Genomic DNA, 15,509 nt, shown 5'->3' with positions numbered 1-15,509 from the left:
TTATAATTATGATGTTATTCATAGTATTTTGTCTATATCAATCAAATTTAATTGATGAATCTAAGTTATAGGTTGTTTATAAATAAAATCATTTGATTTTGTAGCTTGCTAACAAAGAGAAACTGCTTGCACGTCTTGGAACGTACTCTGAAGAAGGGAAGGAAGCTACAACATGACAAAAATAGACAAATTGAGGTTTGATATTTTTGGTCAATCGTAATTTAATTTTCAAACACAAAATCATTCTAGAGACGCGAGTAAATAGCGCCTCTACAAAGGATATGTTTAAGAATTATATAGAGTCAAAAATTAACTTGGTTTTCGGATTGGGAAAGCAGCAGGGCTAACGGCAATTTGGACAGCTTGACCGCTACGCTGGACTTGCAATTGTAATGGGATTCCTATCTTACTACCTTCTACAAGTTTTTGCACGTCTTCAATTTTATTAACAGGCTGGCTGCTGATACTCTGAATAATATCACCAGGCTTGAGTCCAGCAGTAGCCGCAGGAGAACGGCGAACAACATCGATTAATAAAACCCCTTTATCGGTGGCTAAATTAACACCCAACCTGGTTTGAACGCGATCGCGAATTTCTGGTGTCAGCGTCACCATTTGGATACCCAAATAGGGATGATCGACTTTACCTTTAGCAATAAGTTCTTGGGCAATGCGTTGTGCCGTATTGATGGGTATGGCAAATCCTAAACCTTGGGCACCTTTAATAATTGCCGTATTCATACCAATTACTTCACCACGGGCATTAAGTAATGGTCCACCCGAATTCCCAGGGTTAATTGCCGCATCGGTTTGGATGTAATCAACACGCTTATCGGTTGCGCCAATATCGATACTAGAACGCCCTGTAGCGCTAAGTATCCCCGATGTCACCGTATTATTTAAACCCAAGGGATTACCAATGGCAATGACCGCTTCTCCGGGCTGTAGTGTCTCAGAATTGCCTAATGCCACAGTCGGGAGATTAGTGGTATCAATTTGGATCACAGCAACATCTGTTACTTGGTCTTCACCCATCACCTTACCTTTAATGGTGCGTCCGTCTTTGAGGGTGACTGTTACCGAGTCAGCACCATCAACAACGTGGGAATTTGTTAAAATTTGACCATTAGAATTAATAATAAACCCCGAACCGCTACCACGCTCCACACGTTGACGAGGTTCCGATGTGCGATCGCCAAAAAATCTGCGAAGAAGTGGATCGTCAGATTCATCTGGTGATTGAGAAATAGTACGTGATGAGTCGATGCGAACCACCGCAGGACCAACTTTCTGGACAACACCAACAACAAAATTGGGGTCCCCTCCCGATGTAGAAATTATTGCTGGAGGTGCGGTTATTTGGGGGTTTACAGCTTGCGGTTGGGTTCTTGTCACTGGAGCATTTGATTTGTTCGTATTCAAACTATTGGCGAGTTGTTGGCAGCCACTTAAGGAAGCCAAAGCTACAGCACTAAGCAATATCAGCCTGATTTTGTGGCTAATTTGTTTAAATAAAGCAATTGTATAAATATGTTTCCGTGTAGTGTTACATTCTGCTGATTTCATATAACCTCTCGGTAAGTGCCAACTTGTATTTACTTCTGCGTGGGATTTACTAGTGGTAGGATATTGCCTACAGTAGGAGACTCCTGTGAAAGATTACAACCTAAAAACAGGTTTTGGTCTAGATCGTAGTTTGCTTTTATCAAGCAATTATTATTGATTAATTTTGGATTCCTGTATGGGTAAATAATCATACTGATGTACGCATATAGTTTGCTTCTCGGCATTAGAATGCGATCGCTTACCCTGATGACTCCTTTTTTATTTTCTATTTTGACAATTAGCAGCAAAGGTAGTAAACATGGAAATCCCCATAGATAGACTGTGGAGCCAAGTACTAGAGCGCTTGCAGCTAGAATTATCCCGTCCTACCTTTGAAACTTGGATTAAAACCGCAAGTGCCGAACGGTTGGAAGATAACTGTCTAGTAATCCGTACACCCAATCCGTTTGCCCGGAATTGGCTGCAAAAGCATTACATTAGGACAATTGCCAATGTCGTTCAAGATATCGCAGGTCATCCTCTGGAAATTTACATCACTGTTAAAGGAGGTGACGAAGATTCTGAGTTAGAAGAGCAACAAGCAGCTTGGGAATTAGAAGTTCCAACTCCTGTAACTGAATTTATTCCGAAGAATAGCCCAAAAGCTACCCAAAAAACTAACGATTTAAATCCAAAGTATGTATTTTCCCGTTTTGTTGTTGGTGTAAATAGTCGCATGGCTCACGCAGCCTCCCTCGCTGTGGCTGAATCCCCTGGACGGGAGTTCAATCCTTTGTTTTTGTGCGGAGGTGTGGGTTTGGGGAAAACCCATCTAATGCAAGCAATTGGCAATTATCGTTTGGATATCAATCCTAATTCCAAGATTTTCTATGTTTCCACTGAGAAATTTATCAACGATTTCATCACAGCGATTAGTAAAGGTATGCAAAATTTTCGGGAGCATTACCGCACTGCTGATGTACTTTTGGTTGATGATATTCAGTTTATTGAGGGGAAAGAAGGTTTTCAGGAGGAATTCTTTCACACATTTAATACTTTGCATGAAGCAGGGAAACAGGTTGTAATTGCCTCCGATCGTCCACCAAAGCAAATTCCCCAACTCCAAGAAAGATTGTGTTCGCGTTTTTCGATGGGGTTAATTGCTGATATCCAAACACCGGATTTAGAAACGCGGATGGCAATTTTACAGAAGAAAGCCGAGTATGAAAATATCCGCTTGCCCAGGGATGTGATTGAGTATATTGCATCCAACTATACTTCAAATATTCGCGAACTTGAAGGGGCATTGATTCGAGCTTTAGCCTATATTTCGATTTGGGGTTTGTCGATGACTGTAGAAAATATTACACCAGTTTTAGAGCCTCCGATTGAGAAAATTGCCGCAACCCCCGAAGCAATTATGACAATTGTTGCTGATGCTTTCAAAGTCTCTCACGAAGAGATGAAGAGTGCTTCGCGACGTAAGGAAATTAGCTGGGCAAGGCAAATTGGGATGTATTTAATGCGGCAATACACTGACTTGAGTTTGCCTAGAATTGGCGAAGAATTTGGCGGCAAAGACCATACCACTGTTATCTACAGTTGCGATAAAATTACTCAACTCCGTGAAACCGACAAAGAAGTAGCAAAAACATTACAACAATTGTGCGATCGCATTCAAATTAACACCCGTAAACGTAATTCATAATTCCAACTCCTAACTCCTTAATTTTTCCTTAACATAAATCTTACCTGTGGAAAAATCAGAAATTACTGTGGAAAACTCGCGACAAAATTGTGGAAAACTTGATAAGAACCGTGGGATAATCAATCAATAAGTATATTTACTCTGTGGAAAATTACCCCAGTTTTTCCACAGGTTTTCCACAGTTAACGATTTAATTGTAATTTAGTTAACAAGGTTTACTCAGTTCGATGATAGTTTTCCACAATTTCCACAATGTTTATTAGAAAAAGGGACATAGAAAACAAAAGAATAAAAAAGTTGTATATTGAAGTGCCCAATACTTAACTTCCAATGTACCATGCCCCATGCCGATATACCCAATGTCCAATTTATTCCCAAATATTGACTAAGTAATAATTATGAAAATAGTTTGTACCCAAAGTGACCTTAATACCAATCTTTCTTTTACAAGTCGTGCAGTTCCCTCACGTCCAACACATCCAGTATTAGCGAATGTTTTGCTAGTTGCTGATGCTGATAGCAATCAGGTTAGTTTAACAGCCTTTGACTTGAGTTTGGGTATTCGCACTAGCTTCAACGCTGAAGTTTTGCAAAGTGGAATCATTGCCTTGCCAGCTAAATTGCTCAACGATATTACCTCACGTTTGCCAGAAGGGGAAATTACCCTAGAGGATGAATCTACCGCAGCAAATGAAACCGGAGAAGGGATAGTTGTCACTCTGACACCAGCAAGTGGACAATATAAGGTGCGGGCAATGGGAGGTGAAGAGTTTCCTGAATTGCCAGTAATCGCAGACAATCAGCCAATTAAGTTGACAGCAGCAACACTCATCGAAGGATTGCGAGGTACATTATTTGCTACCAGTGGGGATGAAACCAAACAAGTGCTGACGGGAGTACATTTAAAACTTTTGCCTGACACTTTAGAGTTTGCAGCTACAGATGGACACCGTTTAGCAGTTGTGGAAACAGATAATCATAATATCGAAACAGGTACAGAAGAGCAATTAGAGGTGACAGTACCAGCGAGAGCATTACGGGAACTCGAACGGATGTTAGCCCATAGCGCGGATACAGAAGAAGCGATCTCACTATATTTAGATCAAGGGCAAGTTGTATTCGAGTGGAAAAACCAGCGTTTAACTAGTCGTACTCTCGATGGGCAATATCCCGCTTATCGTCAGTTGATACCCCGACAATTTCAGCGTGAGTTAACGTTAGATAGAAAGCAATTTTTGAGTACGATGGAGAGAATTGCTGTTTTAGCTGACCAAAAAAATAATATTGTCAAAGTTAGTATTGATAGCGAAGCGCAAGAAATTACTTTATCCGTGGAAGCGCAAGATATCGGTAGTGCAGTTGAATCAATGCCAGCGCAAATATCGGGAGAAAATATCGATATTGCTTTTAATGTCAAATATTTGATGGAAGGTTTAAAGGCATTACCAGCATCAGAGATTTTAATGCAATTAAATTCTAATTTAACTCCAGTTATTTTTACCCCACTTGGTGGAGTTAAGATGACATATTTAGCAATGCCAGTGCAATTGAGAAGTTAACTTTTATGGTTCTTCATTACTTGTTATGCTAAAAACGCTGATACAATAGCTCAAATTCTTTACTGGGTAATAAAGATAACTTTTAAACTTGGATTTTGAGCCTTTGGAATCAAATCAAGGATAAAAATCCCCAAGAGTCTTGCTATTAAAGGCAAATTATGAATTCTTGTTTAAATTTCAGCATAACATCTACGGAAGAGCCACTTTTATTGGGGATTGGAAATTGGGAATTGGGAATTAGACATTGGTAAACTCTCAACTCCTAACTCCTAACTCCTAAATTCTAACTTCTAAATTCTAAATTCTAACTTCTAAATTCTAACTTCTAACTCTTAATACCAATTCTATGTGAAGCTGCATAGAAACAATCCTTATATATCAGGGCTTGGGTTCAATTAATTATGTGTAGCTTCATACTAAAATCGTATAACTCCTAACTACTAACTACTTTTAATGGTATCTCAATCAAAAATTCCGTACCTTCACCTTTTTGAGAAAAACATTTAAAAATACCACCATGTTTATCAACTACTATTTGATAGCTAATCGACAAACCTAAACCAGTACCTTTTCCAACTTCTTTTGTAGTAAAAAATGGGTTAAAAATATCATTGATAATTTTTTCTGGTATTCCCAAACCATTATCAAAAATACGAATTGCAACACTAGGCTTTTGATTGGGTAATTGACTGAGACTGGTTTGAATACTAATTTGACTAATATGTGATTCTGAATCTTTTTGATTGCGTTCTTCTACAGCATCAATTGCATTACTTAGCACATTCATAAACACCTGATTTAATTGTCCTGCATAGCATTCAACTTCTGGTAAATCATCATATTCTTTAATTATTTGAATAGCTGGACTTTCAGGCTTTGCTTTTAAACGATATTGTAAAATAACTAGTGAACTTTCAATCCCATCATGGATATTTACAGGTTTAATTTCTGCTTGGTCAAGTCTGGAAAAATTACGCAAAGATAAAACTATCTGACGAATACGTTCAGTTCCTACTTTCACAGAAGAAAGCATGTTTGGTAAATCTTCAATCAGAAAATCTAAATCAATTTCCTCAGCATGTTCAATAATTTCTGGCACAGGATTTAGACTATTTTGCCGATACAAATCTAAGAGACTAAGTAAGTCTTCTGAATATTGGCTGATATGCTTAATATTGCCATAGATAAAATTCACAGGATTGTTTATTTCATGGGCTATACCAGCAACTAATTGACCTAAACTTGACATTTTCTCAGCTTGAACTAGCTGAGTTTGTGTTTGCTTTAACTCTTGTAATGCTTTCGATATTGTTTCAGTTTGATGTTGAGTTTGTGCCAGTAAATCAGCTTGTTCAATTGCCACAGATAATTGTGCTGCAATTTGAGTTACAAACTGGATATCCGAAGTTTGCCAATCACGAGGTTGAGTACATTGATGAATACATAACAAACCCCAAAGTGCATCACCTTTCAAAATCGGAGCAACTAATGTTGCTTGAATTTCAAATTGTGACAAGACATCAATAAAACATTGTTCTAAACCAGCTTCATAAATGTTAGGAATTATATTTATTCTTCCATGTCGATATTTAGTTGCGTAGATTTCTCCAAAGCAATGATCGTTAACTTTAATTGCTAATGCTGAAGGTATTCCTACTGCTACATCTTCAGCGACAAATTCCCCTTCATTATATTGTGATTCTGGGTAAAAATAATACACACCAACGCGATCGGCTTTGAGCGCACGACGTACTTCTGCTGACATTGTGCTAAAAATTATCTCAATATCCAGTGACTTCCGCATTTTGGTGACAACATCAAACAAAATTTGCTGTTGTTCGGTGACTTGTTGTAACGATTCAGTACGCTGCATGACTTGGATTTCTAATTGAGTATTTGCAGCATGTATTTGTCGATATAAATTATGTTCGTGAATTGCTGTTGCAAATTGACTTGCTAATTCCTGTGCTAGTTCTGTTTCTTCGTCTGTCCAATTGCGAATGTGAGCTTGTTTTGACTCTTTCCATACCTGAAAAGATTGACGAGGATATAACTGTCTGACATCAGCATCAAATTGTCCAGCCCAAAGCTTTTCAATATCTTGAGTATCGCGAAAAATGCTGATATATCCTAATAATTCTTGTCTATATGAAAGTGTTACAAATAAAATGCCACGAATTGATGTTGGTTGAAATGCAACTTGTAAAGTTCCTAATTCAGAAGTTTGATAAATATCTGAAATTGCCCAAACTTTAAGCTCGTTATTTTGATGTTTGTTATTTTGATTATTTTGACTTGTTTGATAGTACTCTTCCCAAACAGCATACTGTTCCATCAAGCTGTATTTTGCTGTCTCTGGGATGATGGGTTGTTTCCCACAAGTATAAACTTTGAGATATTCGCTATTAATTTTCAGACATTCTGCAAAAGCTTCAGGGATATTTATGTCTTCATTCTTGAGGCAAAGTCTACCCCCAGAACCACCAAAAGCTTTTACAGTCTCTTCTAAAACTACCTGTAATTCTAAATCCGGTAATAAACGTAATAAATTACCAATCTGATTGATAACAGTCTCCCGTTGCGACTGCTCACGTGCTTTCATCAATATAGTATTTTGCGCGATCGCAATTGAAAGTAAATCAACTACCATTTGTATGGCTTCGATTTCATCCTCTGAAACCTCTCTGGCTTCGGCATTATGCGCTACCAGTAATCCCTACAATTCATCATGGTACATTATCGGCATTACCAAGGATAACTTCACCCCCATCGCTGTCAAATATTCGATATGACAAGGATCGACAGGACGGTTAAACAAATCTGTTATAATGTGTTCTGTCTCACCATTACGAATCTGATGAAAACAACTTTTACTAATTTGCCGAGTCTCAACATTAACAATCGAACAAACCCTAGACTTAATAAATAATTCACGGGCATAATCGGGAATATCATCTGCTGGGAAATTCAAACCCATTAATGACGGCAATTTGTTCTCTTCTCGCGATTCGGCAATAACTTGACCGCTACCATCCTCATGAAATTTATAAATCATTACTCGGTCTACACTCGTAAACTTTCGTAACTCTGATGATGTGGTGTTAAGAATATCTTCTAACTCTAATAATCGTCGAATGCGATCGCTAATACGATGTAACAAAGTTCTCCCTTCGAGACTGACATTTAAATTTCGTCTATTCAGAATAGTCATTATTTATACTAGATTTTTAATATTTACGTAACGGGATTGAATTTACATGAGGATATTTTGCATTTTCTGATTATTTGAATGCATTTGTCTTCCGTGTAAATACTGCCATTAAAAAATAATGAATATTTACAGTATTAGCTCAAATTGTAGTTATATCTTGTATTTCGTATATGCTCATGCATATAAAAATGCATGAGCATAGCACTACCATACCCATGCACTTAAATTTTTCTTCAATCATCAAAAAATATTAACTGCGAACCCCATCTGTAAAACGAATTTTCAGATAATCATCTTCCATTTTTGCACCAGCAGGTTGCAGCGCAGCCAAAGCTTGCGGTAAGACTAAATTGCGACGATGATTACCAATACGAATATTTAATTCATCACCATTTTTACTCAACTGCACTTGATTTTTAGGAATGCCAGGTAAATACAATTCCAAACTGTATTGATTTTGTTCTTGAACTATGCGAATCGTATTTTCTTTATAATAAACCTGAGTCGGGTCTTCATCTTGATAAAGGGTATTTTTGAGTCTTTCCAATGCTTCCATTCCACACATTTCTTCAGAGAAAAGTGGTACTTCTTTAACAGGTAAAGGATGAAAATTATCGTGAATTTCCTGGCGATATTCCTTCTGATTCTCCTTCCAACGTTTGAAAAATGGGTCTTGTACCTCATCGGGAATAATCCGATTTGCAACCACCATATCAGTTGCGACATTATACAAACTCAAATACGCATGAGCGCGAAGTGATTCTTTAATCACCATTTTTTCTGGATTAGTAACTAATCGTACAGAAGTTTGAGTATTATCGGTTAATACCTTTTCTAAAGCCTCAATTTGTTCGTAAAATTCATAAGGTGCATCCATCACCTCTTTATCGGGTAACGAAAAACCCGCAAGTGGTTTAAATATTGGTTCAACAAAAGGACGTAGCGCAACCGAAATATTTTGGAATGGTTTGTAGAAACGACGCATATACCAACCACCAACTTCTGGTAAACTCAACAACCGTAAAGCCGTACCAGTTGGTGCCGAATCAATAATTAATACATCATACTCACCTTCATCATAGTGACGCTTCATCCTGACCAAACCAAAAATCTCATCCATACCTGGTAAAATGGCTAATTCTTCGGCTTGTACTCCATCTAAGCCGCGTGCCTGTAATACTTGAGTTATGTAGCGTTTTACACTTCCCCAGTTCCCCTCTAATTCCATGAGGGCATCAAGTTCCGCACCCCACAAATTTGCGCGAATTTCCCTTGCTTCGTGTCCCAATTCCATGTCAAAGCTATCTGCAAGGGAATGGGCAGGATCTGTACTCAAAACCAATGTGCGATAGCCTAATTCAGCACAACGAAGTCCAGTAGCAGCAGCAACAGATGTTTTACCTACGCCGCCTTTCCCTGTCATTAAAATTACACGCATGGATGATTTTCCCCTGCTTAAGCTTGATTTATATTTATTTACATTATCAACTGTTTTTGGAGATTGTAGTATGGTTATTGGTTATTAGGTGACACCAAGAAATAAATTGTCCCCAATTGTAGGGGTGGGGTCTCCCCGCCCTTAAAATTATTAGTAAGATTGATAGTTCCTAAATTGGAATATTGTATTTTCTAGAAATCCCTCATCTGATGCTTATTGGTTAATTATTAGAATTTTGAGAGATGAAGAGAATATAGTGCTTCTTTTTTGGACACAACATAAATAAGGGCAAATAAATCAATGAGGGCAAACAACCGTTTGCTCCTACAGGATTGGTAAAAAAAAATGCATTTTGCTGAACTGATAAATGTTATATTCTCTAGTTACTATTTCCTGCCCACTATTAACTATTATTAAAATTAAAATTCTGTTTTACAACATCCAAAGGTGGAGTATGCCAGTAATCGATGTGAGAGCAAATTAAATTGTCTGTATCTAGGCTTAATTCACTCCATCCAGAGATTGAGATTTTCGGTTTCCAAGGTAAAGGACTATTCCAATTTAAAGTCCACTCAGTTTTAATATTATTTCCATCTTGCTTAATATCATGCACATCCATTTTGCAATTGATAAACCAAGTTTGGATAAAATTAATCATTTTTTTGTAACGTTCTACCCCAGTAAACTTATTTAATGGGTCTTGAAAATAAACATTTGCTGCGTAGATAGAATAAGTTTGATTTTTTGGGAATCGTTGATAATCTTCTTTGAGAATTTCAATAATATTCATAACTCCTAATTCCTAATTCCTAATTCCTAATTCCCTTAGACGCGATATATCGCGTCTCTACATTCCTGATTACTAACTTATAAATTTTCCTCTTCTTTATTCCAAAGACGTTCGAGTTGATATCTCCATGTATCAAGAGTTTTTTGACGTGCTTCGGCAGATTGTTCAATTTCTCCCATTAAACCTTCAGCATAAAAGCGGTCGAGGTTTTGCATTGTTGCAGCAAGCGATTTACCTTGCTGTTTAGCTGCTGTCACAATCAGACGAATACGACTTTCGACTAAATTGTTGAAAACATCATTTAAACCGACTTCATGGAGAGAACTTAATTGTGCGATCGCATCTTCAAAGTCATCAACTGTTAGACTATTAGAACTGTGTTGAAATACTCCCCAAACTACATTTTGATGCAAAGAATAACGACAAGATTGTGTAGTATCAAAGTTAGATTCTAATAACTGTTCAAAAAAGGGTTGCGCTTCTTGAATCGGCATAATTGGTAATAATATTCGTAACCAACCACCATCATCCGAAAGTAGTATGAGTAAACGAAAATTCTCCGTTTCAACTTGCCAAGAGCCAGAGGCAATATTATTTACATCTGTAGCACCAAATAAATCCGTTAGTATACTCTCAATCTCAGTAGGTTTCATAATATACGGTTGTTATCAATAAACTCTAGCGTACCGCAATTAGGGGACTTTAAATTTTAGATTTTGCGAAAAGTCGTAATCTGGCTTTCCCTTCTTATTAATTATTAACTACCTTTTTTATAAATCAAAAATACCGAACCAATTGCTCCCGGATTCTGCACGTAGGTTTTATTATTGTAATGTAACCCCGGTGACATTCCACCATCAAATAACATTGCATCTTGAATTTTCCCTAAACAATTATTACGAGCAATTCCTTCTAAAACATCATCAAATATATCTGGTAATAATTCCCGATTATTCTCAGATATGCTAATTTCAGAATCAGCTTTTGTATCATTTACCAATAAAATCACATATCCACTAGTCGTTACAGCAACCATTGAACGATTCGTTGCTTGTTTACAAGCAAACTCACCTAAATCATCGCAAATGTCTTTGAAAATTCCATTTTTATAAAATCGACCATTTCCACCAACAAGATTATAATTTAAAATATCTTTTTTCCTTCTCCCTGTTTGAATTGTTGCTTGACGTTGTGATGGATTCCCAGCAGAAATGCCAAAAGACGATCGCTTAGTTTTAAAGTCTCCTGAATATTCAATCCCTCGCGAAATATTTAACCCTTGAGGTTTATTAATTGTGTCAATATAATCGGCATTTATTGCCACTACTGGTGCTTTTCCGTTTAATTTAGAGTTTTCATCAGCGATAATTTCACTAAATATTTTCGGAACATATTCTTTCAGAGTTTTTCCATTGTTGTCTTTCTTATAGATTGTATGCACTAAACCAACATTAACTTTAAAATCTAACTTGTCTGATTTGGGATTGAAAATAATAACATGATTAATACCGCTTTTGTCTGATTCACCTAAATTATTTGTTTTCAAAAATTCTAGACTAAAATTTGTATTTTCTCCAGGACAATTTTTGTTGTTTTTGGGTTTTGTATCTGACTTCTCTACTAATTTACCTGAGTTTGATTCATTGCTAAGTTTACTTTTATCTATATCTATATTTTTATCTGTATTTTGATTTGATAAATCTGAATTATAACTTTCGCAACCAGAAGAAACGCCGAAAATAAATGTCAAAATAAATAGCGATCGCAATATTTTTCTGTACGACATAAACTTAGAAAAGGTCAATATATGCAATGACATATTATAACGATTAAATTATCATCATAAAAAATATCCCCGACTTTTTTAAGAAGTGGGGATGTCTCAATTTTAATTTGCTATTGAAATTTAAGCATCTCTAAGAGGTTGTTTGAAAAGTCTTCTTCTATGTCATGCTGAGGAACGAAGCATCTCAGTATCTGGGCTAAACTCCAGATTCTTCGTTCCGCAAAGCTCCACTCAGAATGACAAATTATACCTTCCCAAACTTTTCAAACATGCTCTAACATCTAAAATTAACTGAGCCACTCTAAAACAGCTTCATCCTTAGTATTAGTGTTGCGCGATGGTGTTTCGCGGTCGAATTTCATGTGAATCGAACGGTTTTGTTCGCCATCTGCGGCAACTGCCATGATTGGGTAATCAATCAAACCATCTTGGAAGGACATTTGGAAGCGAAATGTACCATCTGGATTAAGTTTAATTGGACGACCACCAATTGTTACATTTGCATCAGGTTCAGTTGCACCGTAAACGATTAACTCAGCATCGGCAATTAACCAGAACTGGCGTGGACGCATCGGTACATCTCCAGAAAAACCTGCACCAGACATTCCCACACCAGACATATTCAAACCAGATGCGGTAGGAACTGCCCACATACCCACGCCAGAGGGGAAGATGTAAGAACTAATTGCTTGTTCCGGAGCCATCGAACCAGGTACGTGCTGCATCGAACCAAACAATGAACCAGCTACGCGCATGGCTTCTGTAGATTCTGCCATCCCGAAAATTTCTTCATAAATGGCATTACCGTTAGTGCCCGCAGCAGTCGCAGTCGCAGCAAATTTATTCGCAGGTGGAACGAGTTCATATAAAGTTTGACCACGCAGATCATCTTCAAAGTTAACTGAAATGAAGACATCTTCAATCCAGTCACTAGGATAAACGGGGGGAATATGGACGCGGGCAGAACGGGCAAGTACTAACCAACGACCATCCGCACAGCGATAACCAATATCGATAACGTAATCTCTGTCACTTACTGGAATCGGCAAATACCATTCCCGCGCCATTTCATCACTAGGGTATTCCTGGATGCTGTGGGGGCTTTGGTTATCGAGGCTGATATCAGTAACGTCATAGATTCGCAGTGCTAATTGTTGCCCACCGTTGCGACGCAATTCTTCTTTGTGTTCGACAGACACATCCCAATATGTGTAAGCCCATTGGGGGTCACGTGGCATTAACACAATCCGACTATCACCATAGCCACCAGGTAAATCTGCCAGAAACTCATCTACATCTGAGAGATTTCCACCATTGCGATCGACTTGTCCTAACTCAAATTTTGCTGCTTCCACGACTTCTTGAGCCTCCAGTAAATGAGATTGATTGGGTGAATTGAGTGAAAATTTGCTGCGCTCAATTTCTAGAATTGCTGTGAGTAATTGCGACTTTCGCATCCTGCTGTAGCGAGATACTCCGTAGGCACTAGCGACTCTACGTAATTGGCGCAGTGTCATTTCATCTAAGGGTGGGCGTTCTTGTGACATAACTTTATGCTCCAGTTGATTTCCAAGTGATTTTTCCCCTGGTTAATGTTTGACTAATCCGAATGTCAATTATTTTTAATGACTTTCGTCGTATGTATTTATGTTTTGTTGAAACCTTAGGGTTTTGTTATTTTTAGTTTGTTTAGGAATGCAAATTTAATAACCTGCAATTGTGATTTAACTTGGAATGGTGAGTTCCGCTACGCTAACACACCCTAATGATTGCACTTTATTCAATCCACATTTCTTACTACCTTATCTCCAGTTTGATTCTGATTTTTTTTCTTTGGGATCGAAATCAATAGTTTTAATATACCTTTCTGTTAATGAATACTAACCAAGAACCCCCACTAGGGATCAAGTGGTCTAAGGGTATATTTTTAAAGATTTGACGAGTTTACAAGTTTTCGGGGAGCATTTTGTCATCATTCCATGACAAAAGCACCTATAAGACAAGTTGATCTCAGGTTTCATGAGTCCTAATTTGTTATGATTCGTTGACATTATGGAGAAATGGAAGCAAGTATTAGGCTAAGATGCCTAGTCATGAAAGCTTTTCGCTTAATTAGCTGATGCGATACCTACGGTGGTAAACTACGCACGAGTTATGGCTTTTCTCGTTTGGATATTTGGATACAGTACAAATTAGGGCAAACAGCCATTTAACAAATTCAATCTTTCTTGGTGTTCTTAGCATCTTGACGGTTTATTTTTTTACCCAAAGACTAAAATCCATACTGGCAATACAAAGAGTAATAAGATTGTCGATACTAAAATACTGCTAGCAATTAAATCTCGGTCTAAATTATATTCTTCTGCCAAAATTAAACCGATAAATGCAGTAGGCATTCCCGACATTAACACCATTGCCAAGCGTGAAGAGCTAGGTAAATGAAAGAAGCATGTAGTTGTAATGCCAATAAGTAGAGGTACGATCGCAACTCGCAAAATTGCAGGTAAAAAAGCTAATTTTAAACTCTTCCATCCTTGGAGTTGGGAAAGTCGAATACCCGTAAGTAAAAAAGCACAAGCGATTACAAAACCAATCGATTGTTGAAGAGTTGATTCAATAACTTCCGGTAATTGTATTTGCCTAGTTAAATTACCAATGATAAATGCCCATAATGCTGGAACAGTTAAAATACTGAGTAATATTTTCCACCATTTGTTTTGCTCGCGGGAGTGGCTAAAATAACTTGCGATCGCAACACCCACACCAAAAGGACCGATAATATTGTGGATGACGCTGAACAATACTGCTAAGTGTAGGGCATTTGCATCAACTAAAGAAGGTGCGATCGCAAGTCCAACAAAACCTGTATTTCCTAATACCGCAGCTAAGAGAAAACTACCTTCACTAGTGCGGCTAAGTACTGGTGATGAAGTTGACTTTTTCCATAACCACAAAACGAATAGCGATACAACTAAACCGATAGTTAAAGTAACCACAGTAATTATGGGTACTAAAAAAGATACAGTCATTACCTGTGGATATTCTGATGACTCTCCCTGACGAGCTAAGGCAATTAATTCTAATGGTATTCCGATCCAATAAAGACAGCGACCTAATGATTTGGGAAACCACTTTGGCAAAAATTTAAATATGATTAATCCTAATCCCGTCCATACAATTAGGGGTGTATAAGCTTGAACCAGAGTATCGCCCATGAATCATCACATTAGAACTAAAATAAAATTTTTACAAGTTAATTAGAACAATACCCATTCAAAATAACCAATCAAGATAACCAAGCTGGATATCTTGGATTTTAATTGAAACGAGCATCCGCCAGCTTATTTGGCTCTCACTATATTTTGATATATTTAGAGCCAAATCCCCATAAATATTTAGTATTTTAGTGTCTACGTATTTTGGACATCCCAGAGACTAAGGTATACACATAAGTACTCAAATTGAACCAAAT

12 protein-coding genes are annotated in these 15,509 nt (G+C 37.4%); 3 read left to right on the top strand and 9 right to left on the bottom strand.

Going from position 1 to position 15,509, the window contains the following annotated elements; translation table 11 throughout:
- Nucleotides 1-309: 309 nt before the first annotated feature.
- Nucleotides 310-1,566, bottom strand: a complete 1,257-nt coding sequence (locus CK510_RS13545; protein WP_095722203.1) for an HhoA/HhoB/HtrA family serine endopeptidase — start codon at nucleotides 1,564-1,566, stop codon at nucleotides 310-312.
- 195 nt (nucleotides 1,567-1,761) lie between these two features.
- On the opposite strand from CK510_RS13545, the gene CK510_RS33965 reads away from it, so the two are divergent.
- The 3 genes from CK510_RS33965 to dnaN all read left to right on the top strand — a co-directional run bounded on the left by CK510_RS33965 (nucleotide 1,762) and on the right by dnaN (nucleotide 4,812).
- Nucleotides 1,762-1,884 (top strand): hypothetical protein, encoded by a 123-nt coding sequence (locus tag CK510_RS33965; RefSeq protein ID WP_281257018.1) that lies wholly within the window; start codon nucleotides 1,762-1,764, stop codon nucleotides 1,882-1,884.
- Nucleotides 1,865-3,253: a chromosomal replication initiator protein DnaA gene (gene dnaA / locus CK510_RS13540; RefSeq protein WP_095722202.1), complete on the top strand. Its 1,389-nt coding sequence runs from the start codon at nucleotides 1,865-1,867 to the stop codon at nucleotides 3,251-3,253. Before CK510_RS33965 ends, dnaA begins: the two co-directional genes overlap by 20 nt.
- A gap of 398 nt (nucleotides 3,254-3,651) precedes the next feature.
- Complete coding sequence (dnaN, locus tag CK510_RS13535; protein ID WP_095722201.1) at nucleotides 3,652-4,812, top strand: DNA polymerase III subunit beta; 1,161 nt, start codon at nucleotides 3,652-3,654, stop codon at nucleotides 4,810-4,812.
- A gap of 433 nt (nucleotides 4,813-5,245) precedes the next feature.
- On the opposite strand, the gene CK510_RS13530 is transcribed toward dnaN, so the two are convergent.
- From CK510_RS13530 to CK510_RS13500, 8 genes are all read right to left on the bottom strand, one after another.
- Nucleotides 5,246-7,462, bottom strand: coding sequence for a GAF domain-containing sensor histidine kinase (locus CK510_RS13530; RefSeq protein ID WP_342745959.1), 2,217 nt, complete (start codon nucleotides 7,460-7,462; stop codon nucleotides 5,246-5,248).
- 66 nt (nucleotides 7,463-7,528) lie between these two features.
- Nucleotides 7,529-8,023, bottom strand: coding sequence for a GAF domain-containing protein (locus CK510_RS34255; RefSeq protein WP_342745958.1), 495 nt, complete (start codon nucleotides 8,021-8,023; stop codon nucleotides 7,529-7,531).
- A gap of 250 nt (nucleotides 8,024-8,273) precedes the next feature.
- Nucleotides 8,274-9,461, bottom strand: a complete 1,188-nt coding sequence (locus CK510_RS13525) for a TRC40/GET3/ArsA family transport-energizing ATPase (RefSeq protein ID WP_095722200.1) — start codon at nucleotides 9,459-9,461, stop codon at nucleotides 8,274-8,276.
- A 403-nt stretch (nucleotides 9,462-9,864) separates the two neighbouring features.
- Nucleotides 9,865-10,251: a C6orf136 family protein gene (locus CK510_RS13520; protein WP_095722199.1), complete on the bottom strand. Its 387-nt coding sequence runs from the start codon at nucleotides 10,249-10,251 to the stop codon at nucleotides 9,865-9,867.
- Between the two features lie 77 nt (nucleotides 10,252-10,328).
- Nucleotides 10,329-10,904: a type III secretion system chaperone family protein gene (locus CK510_RS13515; RefSeq protein WP_095722198.1), complete on the bottom strand. Its 576-nt coding sequence runs from the start codon at nucleotides 10,902-10,904 to the stop codon at nucleotides 10,329-10,331.
- 104 nt (nucleotides 10,905-11,008) lie between these two features.
- Nucleotides 11,009-12,037 (bottom strand): phosphodiester glycosidase family protein, encoded by a 1,029-nt coding sequence (locus CK510_RS13510; RefSeq protein ID WP_095722197.1) that lies wholly within the window; start codon nucleotides 12,035-12,037, stop codon nucleotides 11,009-11,011.
- A gap of 287 nt (nucleotides 12,038-12,324) precedes the next feature.
- A complete protein-coding gene (locus CK510_RS13505) occupies nucleotides 12,325-13,584 on the bottom strand; it encodes a DUF4912 domain-containing protein (protein ID WP_095722196.1) in 1,260 nt (419 codons plus the stop codon).
- A gap of 714 nt (nucleotides 13,585-14,298) precedes the next feature.
- The gene (locus tag CK510_RS13500) at nucleotides 14,299-15,252 is read right to left on the bottom strand and encodes an AEC family transporter (RefSeq protein WP_095722195.1); all 954 of its coding nucleotides are present in this window, start codon (nucleotides 15,250-15,252) and stop codon (nucleotides 14,299-14,301) included.
- Between the last annotated feature and the right edge of the window lie 257 nt (nucleotides 15,253-15,509).

Source organism: Brunnivagina elsteri CCALA 953 (genome assembly GCF_002289455.1).
GTDB lineage: Bacteria > Cyanobacteriota > Cyanobacteriia > Cyanobacteriales > Nostocaceae > Brunnivagina > Brunnivagina elsteri.
This window is presented reverse-complemented; position numbering and strand designations above follow the sequence as displayed.